Raw genomic sequence first — 15,223 nt, 5'->3', positions numbered from 1 at the left:
AAGAGAGTGTCACGCCTGCCAGATCGGCAGCGCGCGGGCTAGACCCCCAGGGTGGCACCGCCATCGACCACCAGATCCTGCAGGGTGATATGGCTGGCGGCATCGGAGGCGAGAAACAGCACGCAGGCAGCCACCTCGTCGGGTGTCCCGAGCTTGCCAAGAGGGATCCCCAGCTTGAACTGCCCGGGCAGGCCCGCGATGGTACGCAGCTCTCCTTCCTGCTGCGCCGCCTCCCCCTCCTGCCACATGCCGTACAGCATGGGGGTGCGGGTCGAGCCCGGCGACACCAGATTGCAGCGCACGCCGTAGGGAGCAAGCTCCAACCCCGCCGTTTGGGTGAGGCTGGTCAGCGCCGCCTTGGAGGCGCCATAGATGCCCATCCCCACTCGTGGCACCCGACCGGCATTGGAGGAGACATTGACGATGGCGCCCCTGCGCCGTCTCTGAAACCAGGGGGTCAGGGCCCGCATCAGGTAGAAGGGGGCGAAAGTGTTGATGGCGAAGGTGCGCTGCAAAAGAGCGTCATCCACCTCATCGATCCTGCCGGTCGCCAGTACGCCCGCGACATTGACCAGCACATCGGGCCCCAGCCCTTCGTCCAGCAGCTGTTCGCAGCAGCGGGTCACGGCCTCGCTGTCGCTGACATCGATCACCACTCCCTTCACGTTGCCGGGCAGCGCCTCGACCAGTTGCAAATCGAACGCCACCACGCTGGCCCCTGCCTCGGCAAAGGTGCGCGCCACCGCATGGCCAATTCCCTGTGCCGCACCGGTTACCCAGACGGTTCTGCCTTGCCACTCGCTCATGGGGTGCACTCCGGTTCGCTGACGTGCTCTTCGTTGACCTGATAAGCCGTGTCCTGACTGACATTCAGCTGACGGGAGAGGAGCGCCCACCAATGGGCCAGGGTCGGCGTGCGGGCCAGCTCGGCCAGCTCCACCACCACTCCCTGCTGGCGCCACTCCTCCACCAGCCCCATCACAGCCAGCGAATCGAGACCATAGTCGAGCAGGTTGTCATCCTCGGTGGGCTGCTCATGCTGCATCTCGGCGGGTAGCCGCGCCAACACCTGAGCACGCAGCGACTCCCGAGTCAGGGGGCGTTTGCTGGCCGCCATCACCTCGGCCACGGTAATCACCCGACCTGCATTGCGGCTGACGTAGGAGAGCGCCAGCAGATGATCTTCGCGGGAAAAGTCGGCGATGGCATCAGCCACCAGGAAGGGGCGAATATCGCGCATAAAAGCATCGACCGCCGTCTGCATCACCCCGATATGGCCGTAGATGCCGCAGATCACCAGCTGATCCCGCCCCCATTCGGCCATCAGCTCGGCCAGCGGTGAACGGCAAAAAGCGCTGTAGCGCCACTTGGTCAGCACCGTATCCTGCGGCTCGGGTGCCAGCGCCGGAACGATTGGTTGGCGCTCCGGCGCCTGGGTCAACCCGGGCCCCCACATGTCGTTGAGCAGCGCCCGATCGGCCTGACTCTGCTCGGCGGGCTGGGCGGTATAGACCACCGGCATGCCAAGAGCTCGCGCCTGACGGATCAGGGTGGCGATATGGTCGATGACCTGATTGATCAGCGGATTGTCCGGCCCGTAGAAGTCGACGAAATAGTGCTGCATATCGTGGACCAGCAAGGCTGCGCGGCCCGGTTCGAAGGGCCAGTTCACCCGCCCGGTGGGCAGCTCCTCGGCGGTAGGCAGCGGATAGGCGGCGAGGGATTGAATGGTCATGCACACTCCTTGGCGAGCTGCTCGCGCAGCGTCTGTTTGTCTATCTTGCCGACCGGGGTGTGGGGCAGTTGCTCCACCAGCACCAGGCGATCGGGCAGTTTGTAATCGGCCACCCCCTGCTCGCGCAGGAAACGGCGCAAGCGGGGCAAATTGAGGGGCTCGCGGCACATCAGAAAGGCGCAGCTGCGCTCCCCGAGCATGGGATCAGGCATGGCGACCAGCGCTGCCTGCCGCACCTCCGGGTGGGTCAGCAACAACTCTTCAATCTCGAGGGCGTCGATCTTCTCCCCGCCCCGGTTGATCTGATCCTTGTTGCGCCCCACCACTATCAAATGACCACTGTGCAAGCGGCAGACCAGATCGCCGGTGCAGTAGAAACCGTCCCGGTCGAAGGCACGCTGATTGTGGGCATCAGCTTTGAAGTAGCCGCGAAAGGTGTAGGGGCCACGCGTCCAGAGCTCGCCGCACTCGCCATCTGGCAAGGGGCGTCCGTCGCTATCCCGCACCTCGACCTCGTCGCCCGGGCTCATCGGGCGGCCCTGGGTATTGACGATGTGCCACTGGTCATCCTCGATGCGGGTGTAGTTGACCAGCCCCTCGGCCATGCCGAACACCTGCTGCAAGCGGCAGCCAAGGCGGCTCGCTACCGCCTCGGCATGAGCCGGGCTGAGGCGCGCGCCGCCCACCTGCACACACTCCAGGGAGGTCTGCGGATAGTGGCTGGCCGCCTCCAGCCAGAGCGCCAGAGCCGGTGGCACCAGCGCCGCCCAGTTGACCTGATGGCGCTGCACCAGCGGCAGACAGGTTGCGGCGGAAGGATCCTTTGCCAGCACCACGCAGCCACCGGCATAAAACACCCCGAGTGCCCCGGGGGAGCTCAGGGGAAAGTTGTGGGGCGCTGGCAGAGCGCAGAGATAGATCACCCGCTCATCCCAGCCGCACACCTCTACGCTCTGGCGCACGCTGTAGCCATAGTCATCGTGGGTACGGGGGATCAGTTTGGGGGTGCCGGTGCTGCCGCCGGAGAGCTGGAAAAAAGCGACCTGATCGGCTGGAGTCGGTGTAGGGGTTGGTGCAGTGGCCGCCGGCGGCGAACCATCAGCACGGGCTATGGGGTCAGGCTGATGCCATGCAAATCCCGACTGAAGATCGGAGCCTTCAGCCTGCTCGAACAGCAGTGTCTGGCAGGAAGGAGATACCAGTTCATCAAGGGCCACGAGGCTTCCCGCTTCACCGGCAAAGCCGGGATGGGAGGGGCTGAGTACCAGCAAGGCGGGCTCAATCTGGCGGGCAAAGGCCACCAGCTCGCGCCGTTGATGGCTGTAGAGGGCATGCACCGCCACCACGCCGCAGCGGATCAGGGCAAACCAGCAGATATAGAACTCGGCGCAGTTGGGCAACTGCACCAGCGCGGTATCGCCATGACCCAGCCCGCGCGCGGCCAGCCGCGCCGCCAGTGCATCGACCTCACGCTTTAACTGGCCATAACTGAGGGTTCGCTCGCCGCAGATCAGGGCCGTGCGCTCGGAATAACGTTCGGCAGAGTCATCTAGCAGGGCGGTGAGCGGTTGTCCGCGCCACCACCCTTGTGCCCGGTAGTGGGCTGCCAGCTCGGCGGGCCAGGGGGTAAAGGGTACCAGCGGCTTCATGTTGTCACCTCCGGCTCCCGGCTCTCGAGGCCAAAGGCGCGCAACATGGTGCCAAGCTTGGCAGCGGTCTCTTGCCACTCTGCTTCGGGCGAAGAGCCCACCACCACCCCGGCACCAGCATAGAGTCGCAGTTGCCTGCCGGCCAGCACGCCACAGCGGATGGTGACAACCCACTCGCCATTGCCATCGGCATCCATCCAGCCGACGGCGCCACAGTAGAAGCGGCGATCGTACCCCTCGAGCCGGGCGATGGCCTGACGCGCTGCCGAGAGCGGCGTGCCGCACACCGCCGGTGTCGGGTGTAGCGCCAGCGCCAGAGCCAGCACGGGAGATGGCTCATGGAGCCGCCCGGCGATGCGGGTCGAGAGGTGCCACATGATAGGAGTGGCGATCACCTGCGGCTCCGGGGGGACGTCCAGCTCGCGGCAGAAGGGAGCGAGGGCCTCAGCGACCGCATCGGCCACCAGCGCATGTTCATAGCGATCCTTCTGCGCCCCCAGCAGCTCGTCACTGGCTGCATCTTGATCGGGAAAAGCGAGGCGCGGACGGGAGCCCGCCAGCGGATTGCTCACCACCGCCATCTCGTTGCGTGATACCAGCAGCTCGGGGCTGGCACCAAGCAGGGTCTCCCCCTCCGGCAGCGGGATCTGGAACACATAGGCACCCGGATTCTGAGCCAGCAGAGAGCCAAAGGCGTGTGCAGGGGAGGTCTGCTCTGCGCTCTGCACGTCGATGGCGCGCGACAGCACCACCTTCTCAAGCTGACCCTCGCTAAACTGCTGCAGCGCTGCCCGCACCGCCCCCTGATAGTGGGCTGAGCCGGTCACTTCACTCACCTCGCCATGGAGCTGGCAACAGCGGGCGGGCAACATCGCATCCCTTGCGACCCACTGCGATTGCGCCGGGATCACCAGATGCCAGGGGGATTGGGTATCAAACGGAATGGCGCCGATGGCGATGGGATTGATCATCCCCTGCTGGCGCAACTGACGCAGATGGGCGAGCAGCGTCTCCGGCTGGATGCCGGTAAAACTGTCGTGGATACCGGAGGCGACAAGTACCCTGTCACCGCTGGCAAAACAGCACACTTTATCCAACCCGACCGCTGTGGCGGGCCACTCTCCTTCCAGTGCATGGTCACACATGACGGTGCTACTCCTTGGAATGAATCACTGCCTGACACGACTTAAGGTGAGTCATTTGACTCACCAGATATCAGGGTGAACGGCATCCTAACAAGGAGCGAAAAAACGATCAATACAAATGAGAATCAATTTCATTAACTTCTTTTTAGTCAAAAGAGAGTGACGAACGAAACTGAGCTTCGCCGATAAAAAAGGGTTGCGATCGGAGCAAATTCAATTTGATAATGATAACGCTTATCATTTGTATATTATGGAAGATGTAAATAATGAAATCCTCAACCTCCCGTTTTATTGCTCCCAGCCTGCTGGCCACCACCATCGTCACTCTGCTGACCCAGCAAGCGATCGCCGCCAGCAACGCCCCTCAAGCCGATGAGGTGATCACCGTCACCACCACGGCGCACAATACCCGCTCGGCACCGGCCTCTATCTCTGTCATCACGGCCGAACAGATCGCCGCAGCGCCGGTCAATGACCTTGCCGACCTGCTGCGCCACGAAGTGGGCATTCAGGCTGAAGCGGACACCAATGGCCGCAGCGATATCGGTATTCGTGGCATGTCCGGCAAGTACACCCTGGTACTGGTGGATGGCAAACGCCTCTCCTCCTCCAATGCCCTGTGGCGCGGCGGCAACTTCGACAACACCCCGGTCCCCCTTGGCATGATCCAGCGGGTCGAGGTGATCCGTGGTCCCATGTCAGCACTTTACGGCTCCGATGCCATCGGTGGTGTCATCAATATCATCACCAAACAGCCGGGCAAAACCTGGCAAGGGGCGGCTGGTGCCGACTTCAAGGCCATCGAGGGCAAGGATGGCGGCGATCAGCACAGGACCAACCTGGGCTTTACCGGCCCCCTGACCGACAACCTGCTGATCCGGATGAACGGCGAGGTGTATGACCGTCAAGCCTGGACCCCCACCGAAGCTGCTGACGGCATCCCCCTTATCGAAGCCAAACAGACCCGCAACTTCGCCTCTACCCTGAGCTGGCTGGTGGATGAGCAACAACGCTTCGAGCTGGATTACCTCTACAACCAGGATGAGCGGCCTCTCGATATCTTCCGCAAAACCGGCAACAAGGTGCACAGCCGCCAGCAGCAAAACGATCGCAACCTGTTTGGTCTGACCCACAAGGGGAACTGGAGCTGGGGTGACACCACCGTCATGGCCAACTATGAAAGCTCCCAGATCGACGACTTCAACACCAGCTACTCTGCCCCGCAACAGCGGGAGCTGGAAGAGAACACCCTGACCCTCAAGGGCTATACCAACCTGGCGCTGGCCAACCACTACCTGACCCTGGGTGGTGAATATCTGGATCGGGAGCTGGTGGATGCGGTGAGCTACAAGGATATCGGCGGCAAAGAGAGTCACTCCCAGGAGGCGCTGTTCGCTCAGGACGAGATCGGCCTGACCGACAGCCTGACCTTCACGCTGGGCGGCCGTTACGATCACCACGAGATCTACGGCAGCCACTTCACCCCGCGCGGCTATCTGGTCTATGAGATGAACGATGTGGTGACAGTGAAAGGCGGTGTCAGCCAGGCCTTCAAGGCACCGGCGCCGCACCAGTACTCCAACGGTTACAGCATCGAGAGCTGCGGCGGCAGCTGCCGCATCTATGGCAGCGACAAGGTCAAGCCGGAAACCAGCACCAACTACGAGCTGGGTGTCATCGCAGGAGAAGGGATCTGGGAAACCAGCGCCACCCTCTTCTACTCCGACATCGACGACATGCTCACCTTCAAGCAGTTGCCGAACTCCACTGACCGCACCTGGTACAACCTGGAGAAGGCCACCACCAAGGGGCTGGAGCTGACCGGCAAGCTCGATCTGACCGACGATATCAACCTTGGCGCCAACTACACCTACCTCAAGGCGGAAGGCGATCAGGGTCAGGCTCTGCCCGAGCGGCCGGAGCACAAGGCCAACGCCAAGATCACCTGGCAGGCCACCGAGCGGGTAAATGCCTTTGTCGGCACCACCTACACCGGCACCCAGTTTGCCGAGCAGACCGTCAACAAGGTTGTCGTACTGCACAAACTGCCCAGCTATCAAACCTTCGATCTCGGCACCGGCTTCAAGGTCACCGAGAACTTTGACCTGCGACTGGGGATCAACAACCTGACCGACGTGCGCCTGCAAGAGAAAGATACCCTCTTCCAGAACGTCGAACCGGGTCGCAGCTACTACGTCAGCGGCTCAGCCCGCTTCTAAAGTAGCCAAGGCCGATATAACAGAGCGCGGGCTCATGCCCGCGCTCTGTTAACCAAGAGAATAAGGGGAAGATCCCCACTGGACAGCAAAGAGCATGCAGATTTCCATTTTCATCAGGATCGCTCATGTTCACCTCACTTCTGAATGCTTCACCCCTTGCCACCCTGCCCACCCCTGACGAGATGTTAAAGGCCAGACCCTGTCCGGCACGGCTCGCTCGCCAGATCGCACGCAGCCGCCAGCAAGCCCGCCATATTCTGCAGGGAGAGGATGATCGCCTGCTGCTGGTGATCGGCCCCTGCTCCATTCACGATCCGGCAGCCGCCCGCGACAATGGTGGCCGGCTGGCTGAACTACAGGGCCAATACGGGGAGCAGCTGCAACTGGTGATGCGTACCTATTTCGAAAAGCCGCGCACGACGCTCGGCTGGAAAGGATTTATCTTCGATCCCGACCTCGATGGCAGCGATCGGCTGGAAAAGGGCCTATCGCTGGCCCGGGAGTTACTTCTGGCCCTTGGACAGGAAGGGCTCGCCTGTGCCACCGAATTTCTCGATCTCACCAGCATGCTCTATCTGGGGGATCTCATCAGCTGGGGCGCTATCGGTGCCCGCACCACCGAATCCCAGCTCCACCGCCAACTGGCCTCGGCCCTCCCCTGCCCCATTGGTTTTAAAAACGGCACCGACGGCAATATCCGGATCGCGGTCGAGGCGATCCTCGCCAGCCGGGCGGCCCACCTCTATACCCAACCTTCCGGTGATGGCCAGCTGGCACTGGTGCGCAGCCATGGCAACCCCGACTGCCACCTGATCCTGCGAGGTGGCCGCCAGCCCAACTATCAGAGCAATCATGTGACAGAGGCTGGCGAACTGCTGCGCCAGCATCATCTGTCACCCCGGCTGATGATCGATTGCAGCCACGGCAACAGCCAGAAGCAGCATGCCCGCCAGCTGCTGGTTGCCCGTGACATTGCCGACCAGCTGGGTGCTGGTAGCCATGCCATCGCCGCCATCATGGTGGAAAGTTTTATCTGCGAAGGGCGTCAGGATATCGGCAGCAAACCGCTGCGCTACGGCCAGTCGATCACCGATAGCTGTATCGGCTGGGAACAGACAAGGCGGCTGCTCGATATGGTGGCAGAAGGGGTGGAGGCACGCCGCCAGCAGCGGATCGCCCTGGCGGGATAAATGGCGGATTAGAGAGATAACTCAGAAAACAGTGTGGCCCCGATGGGGCCACACTGTTGTTCACTGTTTGACGCACGTCAGGCGACTGACTCACGCTCCACCAGCTGGGCTTCAAACTTGAGCGCCAGGCCGTCTACCGGCTTGTGATCGAGCAGGCGCAGCGCCAGTTCGGCAGCGCGGCTGCCCATCTCCTCGATGGGGTAGCGCACCGTGGTGAGCTTGGGATAGATGTAGCGGGCGTAGGGGATATCGTCGAACCCCACCACCGACACCTGCTGCGGGATCTTGTAACCCCGCTCCAGCAGGCAAGAGATCGCCCCCGCCACCATGCCGTCGTTGAAACCGAGCACGGCCGTGAACTCGACACCACGGGCCAGCAGTTCACTCATCGCCACATAGCCGCCATTTTCGTCGGCAAAGGCGCGGCTGACGAGTGCAGGATCAAAGGCGATCCCGGCTCTGGCCAGGGTCTGGGTGTAACCGGCCATCCGCTGCTGACCATCGACAAACTCTTCATCATCGGAGGTGATAAAGGCGATGTTGCGATGACCGGCATCCAGCAAGTGCTGGCACGCGGTGGTGATCCCCGCCTGGTTATCGAGCCAGACGCAGCGATCCTCAAAGCCCGGCACCTGACGGTTGATAAACACGATGGGGGTAGAGCCTGCCGCCAGCTCGCTCAGCTCCTCGTCCGGGAGCGCCTTGCTGTGGAGGATCAGCGCATCGCACTGGCGCTGCAGCAGCGCCTGAATGGCATGACGCTCGCGCGCGATATCGTGGTTGCCAGACATGACGATGGTGAACTTGTTGGCCTGATCGACCATGGTTTCGATGCCACGCATCATCTGGGCAAAGAAGGGGCCGCCGCAGAGGTCGCCAACCAGCACGCCAATGCAGTTGGAACGCTTGCTGACCAGTGCCTGGGCAAAACTGTTGGGTCGAAAATTCAGTTCCTTCATGGCCGCCAGTACGGCCTCACGCTTTTCCGGTGCTACCTGTGCCGTGTTATTGATAACCCGCGACACGGTGGAGATAGACACATTTGCCAGCTGAGAAACGTCTTTAATCGTTGCCACTATCCATTCCTTTATTGTGGGGGAACCTGTCGGTGCCGACGCCTGAGTATACCCTGCGGCCTGATGCAATTCCCGGAGCCAGGTCACCAGGCATGTTTCCTTTGGTAACAAAACCTTACCCGATGATACCCGGCAGCAAGGAAATTTGAAAACAGGGGCCGGCTGGCGGCCCCCGACTCAATAGGCGTGATTGAGCTCCCGCTCCGACATGAAGCGCAGCGGCTGCTGCAGCTTGTGCTGATAAATGAGATCGAACGACAACACGTTTTGTACGTAGTTGCGGGTCTCCTTGTAGGGGATACTCTCGACCCACACGTCCATCGGCTTGTTGTCACTCTGCTCTCGCCAGCGTTTTACCCGTCCCGGCCCGGCGTTGTAGGCGGCCGCCGCCAGGATCCGGTTGCCATCATAGACATCCAGCAAGCGCTTGAGATAAGCGCTCCCCAGACGAATATTCATCGTCGGATCAAACAGTTGCTGCTCGTTGCGATAGGGCACCCCCAGCTTGCCGGCAGTCTCTTTGGCAGTAGCAGGCATCAGTTGCATCAGACCGCGCGCCCCCACCGGCGACTGGGCCAGCGGATAGAGGGCACTCTCCTGACGGGAGATGGCATAGAGCAAACTGGTGTTCATGGTGCGCTCTTGCGCCATCTGGGAGAAGGTGCGTTTGAGCGGCAGCGGGAAGCGCAGGTCGAGGGCATCCCACGCTTCGGCGCGAATGCTGGCGAGAATGGCCAGCTCGTGCCACCCCTGATTGAGGGCGATATGACCAAACTCGATGCGCTGGGCCACCGGATTGCGATCCATGTTGTGGATCCACTCCGAGCGGGCCGCCGCAATCTCGTTCATCGAGAGCAATTCGCGCACCCGCAACAGGAAGGGCCAGCGCTGGCTGGCCGTGCGCCAGTCCGGTACATGCTTGACGCTCTGGTTCTTGATGCGATAGGGCACGCCGGTGCGCTGGGCGGCCATAAAGCCGTAGAAACCGCGCAGGTTGGCGGTCTCCAGATAGAGATCCCGCGCCGGTTTTTGCTGCCCCTGCACCTCAAGGGAGCGCGCCATCCAGTAGCGCCAGCGATCCTCTTTCTGACGGGCCATCGGCATCATCTTCACCCAGCCGGAGAGGCCACGCCAATCCTGCTCCCAGATGGCCAGTCGCGCCCGCAGCTCGGTAATGTCGGGATCCGCCAGCTTTTTCACCGTGCTGTCGACCCAGCTACGCTGGGCAATGGAGCGATCCAGCAGCAGGCGGCGGGCAATGGCACGTTCTACCGGTTTCACCTCGGCCTGGGTCAGGCCGAAACGGCTGCGAAACAGCGCAAGCTGGCGCAGCACCGACTCCGGCTCCTGATTGGCATAGCGGGTCAAACCGAGGGAGAGCAGCTTGCGAGAATAAGGATTGCTGCTGAAATAGGCCGGGTTCATCGCCTTGGCAGGCTGCTCGAACAGGGTCACCATCTGATCGCCATAGCTTTGCAAGCCGCTACCCAGGGTTGCGCCAAGGTGGCGGATCAGGTTGGGGTTTTCCGCCTCGAACGCCAGCGTCATCCGCTGCCAGATCTTCTCCTGGGTTCGCTGACCGGATGCCTGCCACAGCTGGAACAGCGGGGAGCAGGCATCGGGACGGGATTGACCGCTCATCCAGATCTTGCCCGCCCCCTGCAACGCCTCTTTCGGCTTGCCGGTGTAATAGAGCGCCTGATAGTGCATGCAGAGCAGATCGGTGGAGCTCGGCTTGGCCGGATAGAAGCGCAGGAACTGCGACCACTGCTGGCTCTGGGCCAGATAGGTCAGATAGCTGCGCTCCAGCCGGTTGGACTGGGGGGTATCTCCATGCTGGCGGATAAAGCGGGTCACATCGTTGTAATCCGCCGCCCCCGGACGAAAGGCGAGCTGATAGTAATCGAGGTAAGGGAGCAGGGGGTAATGGGTCAACCGGGCACGAATTTGCTGGAAACGGGCCTGATCATTGGCCCGTACGGCGTCATACGCCTGACGGTAGAGCGTCTGGTCGGCAGTCTGCGCCATCAGGGTCGGCACGAACAGCGCCGACAAAACAATTCCCCATACAGCTTTCACTGAGCATCTCCATTGAGGGCAATACACCGCCCGCTGGCGGTGGGTCTACTGCCTCTCATTCTACCCGTTGCCGGGCAGCGCTACAGCGGGGAGCAAGGACTATTTTTCTGCCTCGCTCAGCTGCATTTCACGCAGTTGCTCCGGTCTGGTCAGCCGCTGTACATATTTCTCCAGATAGGGCACCGGCAGCGGCTTGGAGGCGAGATAGCCCTGATAGAAACTGCACCCCTGCGCCTTGAGAAACTCCAGTTGCTGGCGGGATTCCACCCCTTCCGCCGTGACGTTGAACCCCATATGTCGAGCCATGGCGATCACCGCCTCGACGATGGCCATGTTGTCGCCATCTTTCGGGATGTCCTGAATGAAGGAGCGGTCGATCTTGAGCTCATCGGCAGGCAGCCGCTTGAGGTAGCTCAGGGAGGAGTAACCGGCGCCAAAATCGTCGATGGCAAAGCTGATGCCGAGCTCCTTGAGCTCGGTCATCTTGCTGATGGTGTCCTCGGCATGACCCAGCACCACGGACTCGGTGATCTCCAGATTGAGGCAGGCCGGATCCATGCCGGTTTGCGCCAACACATCGTGGATCCGCTCGACAAAATCGGTGGCATGGAACTGCTTGGCACTGACGTTGACCGAGATCTGCGGAATGTGGATGCCGTTTTCCTCCCACAGCACATACTGGGCGCACGCCTCGTGCAGCACCCAGTTGCCGATATCGACAATCAGGTCCGTCTCCTCGGCAATGGGAATAAATTCGGCCGGCGAGACCAGCGAGCGACCGGCTGGCTGCCAGCGAATGAGCGCCTCGACACCAATGATATCGCCGCCATCGACCATATGCTGGGGCTGATAGTAGAGGGTCAGCTCTTGCTGGCTGAGGGCGTTGCGCAATTCGTTGTGAATGAGCAGACGGCGATCCGCCTGCTGCTGCATCGAGGCATCGAAGAAGCGACGGGTCTTGCGGCCAGCGGACTTGGCCTGATACATGGCGGTATCCGCCTGCTTGAGCAGATCATCGACCCCCTGCTCCCGATCCGGAAACAGGGTAATGCCGACGCTGGCACCGATGTGCAGCACCTGCCCCACATAGGTATAAGGAGCGGCAATCTCGGTGATGAGCCGCTCGGCAATGATATCGGCCTGCATCTCCGCCTGGGGCGGGCTGGCCGAGAGCGATGGCAGCAACAGAACAAACTCGTCACCACCGAGGCGGGCCAGACAATCCCCCTGTCGCACCAACCGTTTGAGACGGGCGGCGACCTCCTTGAGCAGCCAGTCACCGGTGGCGTGGCCGAGGGAGTCGTTGATGGTCTTGAAGTGATCGAGATCGATAAAGAGCAGCGCGCCAATCAAGCCATCGCGGGTCGCCTCGTTGAAGGCCTGCACCAGAGTCTCGTGGAGCTGACGGCGATTGGGCAATCCGGTCAGCTCGTCGTAATAGGCGAGATCCTGAATGCGCCGCTCGGCCGCCTTGCGCTCGGAGATATCCTCAAAACAGATGACAAAGTGGCTGATCACCCCCTTCTCGTCCTGCACCGGCGTCACTATCTCCCACTGGGGATAGGTGTGACCATCGACATGGCGACGCTGGGTCTCCCCCTGCCAGCGGCTGAGGGTATTGAGCTCGTAGCCGAGCCCCCCCAGATTGGGCCAGAGATCCTCTTCCAGATGCAGGCCCAGCACCGACTGGCTGTCAAAGCCGGTGATCTGGCTGAAGGCGTTGTTGACCCGCAGGATCTTGAACCCCGGATCCGTGATGATGATCCCTTCGTGGGTCTCGAATGCAACGGCAGAGAGGCGCATCTGGGCATCTGATTGCAGGCGCTCCAGCTCGGCCACCATCCGTACCGAAAAGGTATTGAGTACCGAGGTGAGGTTGCTGGTATCTGCCGGAGCCGAATAGAGCAGCGCCAGATGGCCCAGAAGTTGGCCTCTGGCATCAAACAGCGGCTGACCGTAGTAAGTCTGCCCGGCCGCCAGCCAGGGTTGATACTCCTGCGACTCGTCGATCACCTCGAAACAGATGGCCCCTTGCTTGTAGAGCTCCTGACAGGGGGATCCCGCCAGCGGATAGTCCTTCTGCGCCAGCCCGTCGGCGGCCAGCACTTTGACCCGGTCGGCACCGCACAACTCACCCACCCAGACCGCATCCACCTTGAGGATATGGGCCAGCTGGCTGGCCAGGGTATTGAAGAAATCGAGCCCGGTGCGGGCAGAGAGCGCCTGCGCCAACTGGGTGAGCAGGGTGGTTTGCAGCAATGGCAAAGAGAGATTGAGGGAGGAGACAGCACTGTTGGCGGTATCAAGAGGGGCCAGCCAGCCACAGCAGATCTGCTGGGTGGGCACAAACTGGCCACTCCAGAGCACATGGTTGAGCTGCCCCTGATCATCTTTCAGATGACCGATGAACTGTTCAGGCAGATGTGATTCATGAAGCCGGACAAGAAAGTCGGCAAAGCCTGCCTCATCTTCCGGTAACAGGCGAGCGGCCCAGGGATGATTGCCCTCCCCTTGCCACTGCTGGTAGGCCCCCTGATCAGAGAGACTCCACTGATCATGTTGCCGATCGAAAAACCACATGACTTGCGTGGCCTGCTGCTTCATTTACCACTCCAACACAACAACCAACCACGTTTGATGTCCAATCAGGCATAGCAACGCCCCCTGCATCCGCTCATGAGATCAGAGGTTGCGAGGGAAGAGTACAAACATGCGATATCAAGCAGTGGAAACCGGACATGAGGTCGACACGAAGTGCTGCCAAGAAGGGACAGAAACGATCCTATTCCCGTCATACTGCCTGCCAGTTTCATGGAGCTCAAGCTGTTTTTGGCACGAAACCGGAAAAGATCACAATTTATAAGTTGCTGAATAGCCAAGGGAGTGTTATGTGACATGGATCACATTTCAATCTTTACCAATGAGTAATCTGAAGGTGAAGACACAAGCAAGACGACCCGAAGGGGGCCAATATGAAAATCGAAATTACCAGCAAAATCATCGACATCACCCCGGCTATCCGCGAGCGCATCGAATCCCGTTTTGAAAAGCTCGAACGTCTTCAGGTGCCTCTCATCACACCCCATGTGATTGTTTCCAAAGAGCGTCTGATGTTCACTGTCGAAGCCAGTGCTGGCATCCCCAACGGCAAACTGTTTGCCCAGGCAGAGCATGAGGATCTCTACGCCGCCATCAACGAACTGGGGCAAAAACTGGAGCGCCAACTCAACCGTCACACCGAAAAGCCGATTGCCCGTCGTGCCAATGCCGCGCTCAAAGAACAGCCGCAACCGGATGAAGCTGACGCTTGATAGCATGCCGCAAGGCTAAAAATTCCAAAGAGCATAAAGGCGGGGTTACCCGCCTTTTTGTTGCCTGTGATTTTCCGACAAGCATCGCGTTACACCAGTGAACAGGCGCCATCAACTGAGCCAGTGCAACCGGGTATCCACCCCCTCTTGCAAACGATCGAGGATCGGCAGCAATACCAGCGGATCCTCCTGCCTCGGCACATCGGCCAGCTTTCCTTGCAACCGCTCCCGCGCCAGCGGTGACAGGTTGTCGTAGACAGCCTCATCCAGCAGCGGTTGTTTGACCGCCAGCGGCGGTGTTTGCAGCGCCAGCCAGAGCCGCACATCCACCATGCTTCCCCCCTTTTGCAACCGCTCATTGATGGCACTGCAGTCACTCCCAGCCCCTTCAGCCACCAGCACCTCTGCCGGTCTCAGGTCAAAGTGCATACGCCAGTCACGGCTCTGGGAAGTCGCCGCCGGTTTGGCATCAAACCAGGGCTGCTCCTCCACCGCGTCGGTCAGCAGGGCCAGATGCAACCGGAAATCCGCCCGATCGCCATGTTGCAGGTCACGGTTGAGGCGCTGCCCCAACTGGCCCTCATCGACGAGCAGGTGATTACGGATTGAACTGGGCAGCATGAGATAACTCTCGAAAATGGCGATTTCACTGGTTATCGGCCACAAATCCAATTCTTTTAATGGAAAAATCCTGCTTGGGGGTTCACAAAACCGGAAGATCTGTTAGTATGCGCCTCGCACTTGTGGAGGGGTTCCCGAGCGGCCAAAGGGATCAGACTGTAAATCTGACGGCTCTGCCTTCGAAGGTTCGAATCCTTC

General features: G+C 60.8%; 11 protein-coding genes. 3 read left to right on the top strand and 8 right to left on the bottom strand.

The genetic code is table 11. The features are described 5' to 3' along the window. Window positions 1–38: 38 nt before the first annotated feature. The 4 genes from dhbA to G5533_RS00040 are packed head-to-tail and all read right to left on the bottom strand — an operon-like array spanning window position 39 to window position 4,529. Entirely contained in the window at window positions 39–806 is a 768-nt protein-coding gene (gene dhbA / locus G5533_RS00055; RefSeq protein WP_317113709.1) for a 2,3-dihydro-2,3-dihydroxybenzoate dehydrogenase, read from the bottom strand. Continuing rightward, window positions 803–1,735 (bottom strand): isochorismatase family protein, encoded by a 933-nt coding sequence (locus G5533_RS00050; protein WP_204379577.1) that lies wholly within the window; start codon window positions 1,733–1,735, stop codon window positions 803–805. The genes dhbA and G5533_RS00050 overlap by 4 nt, the downstream gene beginning before the upstream one ends. Next, window positions 1,732–3,384, bottom strand: a complete 1,653-nt coding sequence (locus G5533_RS00045; protein WP_421254864.1) for a (2,3-dihydroxybenzoyl)adenylate synthase — start codon at window positions 3,382–3,384, stop codon at window positions 1,732–1,734. Before G5533_RS00045 ends, G5533_RS00050 begins: the two co-directional genes overlap by 4 nt. After that, window positions 3,381–4,529 (bottom strand): isochorismate synthase, encoded by a 1,149-nt coding sequence (locus G5533_RS00040; protein ID WP_441254250.1) that lies wholly within the window; start codon window positions 4,527–4,529, stop codon window positions 3,381–3,383. Before G5533_RS00040 ends, G5533_RS00045 begins: the two co-directional genes overlap by 4 nt. 266 nt (window positions 4,530–4,795) lie before the next feature. Here G5533_RS00040 and G5533_RS00035 point away from each other — a divergent pair, with 266 nt between their 5' ends. Further along, window positions 4,796–6,748: a TonB-dependent receptor domain-containing protein gene (locus G5533_RS00035; RefSeq protein WP_441254249.1), complete on the top strand. Its 1,953-nt coding sequence runs from the start codon at window positions 4,796–4,798 to the stop codon at window positions 6,746–6,748. Between the two features lie 125 nt (window positions 6,749–6,873). Further along, entirely contained in the window at window positions 6,874–7,938 is a 1,065-nt protein-coding gene (locus G5533_RS00030) for a 3-deoxy-7-phosphoheptulonate synthase (protein WP_421311997.1), read from the top strand. Between the two features lie 77 nt (window positions 7,939–8,015). On the opposite strand, the gene G5533_RS00025 is transcribed toward G5533_RS00030, so the two are convergent. The 3 genes from G5533_RS00025 to G5533_RS00015 all read right to left on the bottom strand — a co-directional run bounded on the left by G5533_RS00025 (window position 8,016) and on the right by G5533_RS00015 (window position 13,697). Then, window positions 8,016–9,014 (bottom strand): LacI family DNA-binding transcriptional regulator, encoded by a 999-nt coding sequence (locus tag G5533_RS00025; RefSeq protein WP_040066127.1) that lies wholly within the window; start codon window positions 9,012–9,014, stop codon window positions 8,016–8,018. A gap of 177 nt (window positions 9,015–9,191) precedes the next feature. Continuing rightward, entirely contained in the window at window positions 9,192–11,093 is a 1,902-nt protein-coding gene (locus tag G5533_RS00020; RefSeq protein ID WP_040066126.1) for a transglycosylase SLT domain-containing protein, read from the bottom strand. Between the two features lie 99 nt (window positions 11,094–11,192). Beyond that, window positions 11,193–13,697 (bottom strand): putative bifunctional diguanylate cyclase/phosphodiesterase, encoded by a 2,505-nt coding sequence (locus G5533_RS00015; protein WP_441254248.1) that lies wholly within the window; start codon window positions 13,695–13,697, stop codon window positions 11,193–11,195. A 368-nt stretch (window positions 13,698–14,065) separates the two neighbouring features. On the opposite strand from G5533_RS00015, the gene hpf reads away from it, so the two are divergent. Further along, a complete protein-coding gene (gene hpf / locus G5533_RS00010) occupies window positions 14,066–14,404 on the top strand; it encodes a ribosome hibernation-promoting factor, HPF/YfiA family (RefSeq protein WP_005334257.1) in 339 nt (112 codons plus the stop codon). A 111-nt stretch (window positions 14,405–14,515) separates the two neighbouring features. On the opposite strand, the gene G5533_RS00005 is transcribed toward hpf, so the two are convergent. Then, window positions 14,516–15,025: a VC2046/SO_2500 family protein gene (locus G5533_RS00005; RefSeq protein ID WP_441254247.1), complete on the bottom strand. Its 510-nt coding sequence runs from the start codon at window positions 15,023–15,025 to the stop codon at window positions 14,516–14,518. Window positions 15,026–15,223 lie beyond the last annotated feature (198 nt).

The organism is Aeromonas sp. A600620, from assembly GCF_029479985.1.
Taxonomy (GTDB): domain Bacteria; phylum Pseudomonadota; class Gammaproteobacteria; order Enterobacterales; family Aeromonadaceae; genus Aeromonas; species Aeromonas veronii_A.
This window is presented reverse-complemented; position numbering and strand designations above follow the sequence as displayed.

What these genes read in the sequence shown, in the direction of transcription:
- G5533_RS00035 (WP_441254249.1), top strand. Translation starts at nt 4,796, where the DNA reads ATGAAATCCTCAACCTCCCGTTTTATTGCTCCCAGCCTGCTGGCCACC.
- G5533_RS00050 (WP_204379577.1), bottom strand. Translation starts at nt 1,735, where the DNA reads ATGACCATTCAATCCCTCGCCGCCTATCCGCTGCCTACCGCCGAGGAG.
- G5533_RS00030 (WP_421311997.1), top strand. Translation starts at nt 6,874, where the DNA reads ATGTTCACCTCACTTCTGAATGCTTCACCCCTTGCCACCCTGCCCACC.
- G5533_RS00040 (WP_441254250.1), bottom strand. Translation starts at nt 4,529, where the DNA reads ATGTGTGACCATGCACTGGAAGGAGAGTGGCCCGCCACAGCGGTCGGG.
- G5533_RS00015 (WP_441254248.1), bottom strand. Translation starts at nt 13,697, where the DNA reads ATGAAGCAGCAGGCCACGCAAGTCATGTGGTTTTTCGATCGGCAACAT.
- hpf (WP_005334257.1), top strand. Translation starts at nt 14,066, where the DNA reads ATGAAAATCGAAATTACCAGCAAAATCATCGACATCACCCCGGCTATC.
- dhbA (WP_317113709.1), bottom strand. Translation starts at nt 806, where the DNA reads ATGAGCGAGTGGCAAGGCAGAACCGTCTGGGTAACCGGTGCGGCACAG.
- G5533_RS00045 (WP_421254864.1), bottom strand. Translation starts at nt 3,384, where the DNA reads ATGAAGCCGCTGGTACCCTTTACCCCCTGGCCCGCCGAGCTGGCAGCC.
- G5533_RS00005 (WP_441254247.1), bottom strand. Translation starts at nt 15,025, where the DNA reads ATGCTGCCCAGTTCAATCCGTAATCACCTGCTCGTCGATGAGGGCCAG.